The following is a 3,345-nucleotide window of genomic DNA, read 5'->3' as shown; positions in this document are numbered from 1 at the left end:
CCCCACCTGCATTTGACCTTTGTTCCGCTGACAAAGGACAACCGCCTGTGTGCAAAGGAGATTATCGGCAACCGGGCAAACCTGACGAAGTGGCAGGACGATTTTCACGCCTATATGGTAGAGAAATATCCCGACTTGGAGCGTGGGGAAAGTGCCAGCAAGACAGGCCGGAAGCATATCCCCACCCGGCTTTTCAAACAGGCGGTTTCCCTCTCCAAACAGGCCAGAGCCATTGAAGCCGCCCTTGACGGCATTAACCCGCTGAACGCCGGAAAGAAAAAAGAGGAAGCCCTCTCCATGCTGAAAAAGTGGTTCCCGCAGATGGAGAATTTCTCCGGGCAGTTGAAAAAGTACAAGGTCACAATCAATGACCTGTTGGCGGAAAATGAAAAGCTGGAAGCAAGGGCAAAGGCCAGTGAAAAAGGCAAGATGAAAGATACGATGGAACGGGCAAAGCTGAAAAGCGAACTGGACAATTTACAGCGGCTGGTTGACCGTATCCCGCCGGATATACTGGCGGAACTGAAACGTCAGCAGCGACACACGGTAAAGGAAAGGTGATAGCTATAAGCAGAAATTTTCGCCGCCCCTGTGCGGCATTGTACCTTGAAAACTGAATATGGAGGACACTGGATGGCAAAAAGCGAAAGCGATATTTTTACACCCCGGACAGGGCAGGTCATACAAGCAGAGAACGGCACGCAGTATTTTGTATGTGGGAACAACCGTATAAAAATCTCCGAACACTTCGCCGCAGGCGGGAAGCCCCTCGGTGATCTGATTGTAGATGTGGTGCGGCATACCGCAGAAAAAGCCGCTTCAACCTGATAGCCCATCATTGATAACACGCCCACGCTTATGATATAATTGCCATAGAGCAAAAGTATTGTAAGCGTGGGTTGTTTCTTTAGAAGGAGGATTTTTAACGGTGAAACAACCTTACAATACTACGATTTACAACACGGCGCTTTATATGAGATTGAGCCGGGACGATGAAAACTATGGTGACAGCGTAAGCATTGAAACACAGCGGACAATCCTGCAACAGTACGCAAAGGAACAGGGGCTTCATGTAGTCGGTGAGTATGTGGACGATGGCTGGTCGGGGACGAACTTTGAACGCCCGGATTTTCAGCGCATGATGGACGATGTGGAAGCCGGAAAAGTAAACTGCATTGTTACGAAAGACCTTTCCCGTTTCGGGCGGGAACATGTGATGATGGACTACTATCTGGAATTTCTGTTCCCGGAAAAACGGGTGCGCTACATCGCCGTTGCGGAAAATGAGGACACAGAGAAAGGGCTTTCTGATTTTGTCCCATTCAAGAACCTGTTCAATGAATGGTTTGCGAAAGACACGAGCCGCAAGGTAAAGGCCGCTTTCAAAGCGAAGTTTGCCACAGGACAGCGTATCGGCGCCTATGCTCCCATCGGGTACAGGAAACACCCGGAAATCAAAAACAAGCTGATAATCGACGAGGAAACCCGTTGGATAGTGGAGAAGATTTTTGACCTTGCCATTCATGGCAGAGGGGCGGCCAGTATCACAAGCATACTGATTGCGGAAAAGGTTCCCACTCCGGGATTTATCAACTTCCAGCGTGACGGGACTTTCGCAAACATCTATGCGGGTGCGCCGGAGGAAAAAAGCTACGCATGGACGATAGCCCAGGTCAAGAGTATTATGAAAGATGAAACCTATATCGGCCATACCATCCACTACCGGGAAACGAACATTTCCTTTAAGAACAAACGGAGGGTACGCAAGCCCCAAAGTGAATGGGTGCGGGTGGAGAACACGCAGGAGCCGATTATCAGCGAACAGGTTTTCCGGCAGGTACAGGAGCAGATAGCAAGCCGCCGTAGGAAGTGCAAGGATGGTACAACGCAGATTTTTTCCGGATTGGTAAAATGTGCGGATTGCGGCTGGTCGCTGTCCTATGGGGAGAACAGGCAGAACAGCAAGCCTTACGGCCATTATCATTGTAGCAAGTACGGACAGGGCACACGCCAATGTTCCATGCACTATATCCGCTATGATGTGCTTTACGCCTATGTCCTCTCCCGTCTGCAATACTGGTCGGGGCTGGTACAGCATGATGAAGAACGGCTCTTGAAGCGGCTGTTAAACGCCAATGACAAGGGACAGGCCGCCGCAAGAAAGAAGCAGGCCGCCGAACTGAAAAAGGCAGAGAAGCGGAAATCCGAAGTTGATACCCTGTTTGCCCGGATGTATGAGGACTGGGCGGCGGGGCGTATCACGGAATACAACTTCTCTATGCTGTCCGGGAAGTACCAAAGCGAACAGGCTGAACTGGACACAAAGATTGAACAGCTTCAATCCGCTATCGCCACTGAAAGCCAGAACGCCGCAGACGCAGAAAAATGGATTGCCTTGATGAAAGAGTGCGTCAATCCAGCAGAACTGACCGCCGAACTTTTGAATACGCTGATTGAAAAAATCGTTGTCCATGAAGCGGTCAAAGGTGAGGACGGAAGCCGGGAACAGGAGGTAGAAATCTTCTACCGCTTTATCGGCAAAATTGATTGAATGATACCAATATCTTTAACTATGTGATACCGGAAATTCTCTGCCGGATATTATTAGTGTCATAAAAATGAGTGAATGCTACGATGTCTCTCTTGACTATTTATTGAAAGGACAACAAAAAATGAAAACCTATTATGATTACCTCGAAGAAAGCACAAATGTTGTAAAAAGCAACACCAACAAAAACAAAATTATTACAGTTCTCTCCTATCTGTTGATTTGGGCGTTCGCAATGATTGTGTTTTGGTTCTTTACAAGCGGAAGCGACGCTATGGGTTACAGTTTGATGTTCCTTTGGATTGTTCTTCCTGTAACAACATTTATTGTGTCCGTTGTTATTGGTAAAAACGACTTTTGGGGAAAAGGAAAATGGGCATTTACAATTTTCTTTGGCGCAATGTATATGCTTGCTGAATATGGTACATTTAAAATGGCAAACAACATTGCGTTTAACAAACTGAATGCCCCAGACTTTGGAATGATTGTAGCAGGAGCGATAATCTCTGCAATCGGTATGTTGGTAGGTTCGTTGTGGAATAAGAAACGCTATGATCAAAATAAAAAAGACAAATAACAAAGGAAAAACTTATCCTAATTTATCGAACCATCCTGATCCGAACTTTCAAAACTGAATACCAGCCGTCACCGGCAGCACCACCGAGCAGGAAATCATTGTGAACTGCTCCCCGTCAAGAGGACAGAGAAAAAATATAAAATTTTTCCGGCCAGCAGCTAAGCGTTGCTGGCCATATTTCATGCAGCACAGTACAACTCATATTTCTCCATCGGCGTTA

The 3,345-nt window shown here is 47.2% G+C and carries 4 protein-coding genes; all 4 read left to right on the top strand.

What is annotated here, in order from left to right; genetic code table 11:
• Positions 1-561 (top strand): plasmid recombination protein (locus B5E82_RS17690; RefSeq protein ID WP_206415752.1); only part of this gene is annotated, 561 nt, incomplete at its 5' end.
• A gap of 72 nt (positions 562-633) precedes the next feature.
• A complete protein-coding gene (locus B5E82_RS17685; RefSeq protein ID WP_002334813.1) occupies positions 634-828 on the top strand; it encodes a hypothetical protein in 195 nt (64 codons plus the stop codon).
• A 145-nt stretch (positions 829-973) separates the two neighbouring features.
• The gene (locus B5E82_RS17680) at positions 974-2,551 is read left to right on the top strand and encodes a recombinase family protein (RefSeq protein WP_087308834.1); all 1,578 of its coding nucleotides are present in this window, start codon (positions 974-976) and stop codon (positions 2,549-2,551) included.
• Positions 2,552-2,672: 121 nt separating this feature from the next.
• Positions 2,673-3,125: a hypothetical protein gene (locus B5E82_RS17675; RefSeq protein WP_087308833.1), complete on the top strand. Its 453-nt coding sequence runs from the start codon at positions 2,673-2,675 to the stop codon at positions 3,123-3,125.
• Positions 3,126-3,345: the final 220 nt, after the last annotated feature.

Origin of the sequence: Lachnoclostridium sp. An138, assembly GCF_002160765.1 — a bacterium.
GTDB classification, from domain to species: domain Bacteria; phylum Bacillota; class Clostridia; order Lachnospirales; family Lachnospiraceae; genus Laedolimicola; species Laedolimicola faecalis.
This window is presented reverse-complemented; position numbering and strand designations above follow the sequence as displayed.

Coding starts and splice junctions, on each gene's coding strand:
- B5E82_RS17685 (WP_002334813.1), top strand. CDS start 634: ATGGCAAAAAGCGAAAGCGATATTTTTACACCCCGGACAGGGCAGGTC.
- B5E82_RS17675 (WP_087308833.1), top strand. CDS start 2,673: ATGAAAACCTATTATGATTACCTCGAAGAAAGCACAAATGTTGTAAAA.
- B5E82_RS17680 (WP_087308834.1), top strand. CDS start 974: ATGAGATTGAGCCGGGACGATGAAAACTATGGTGACAGCGTAAGCATT.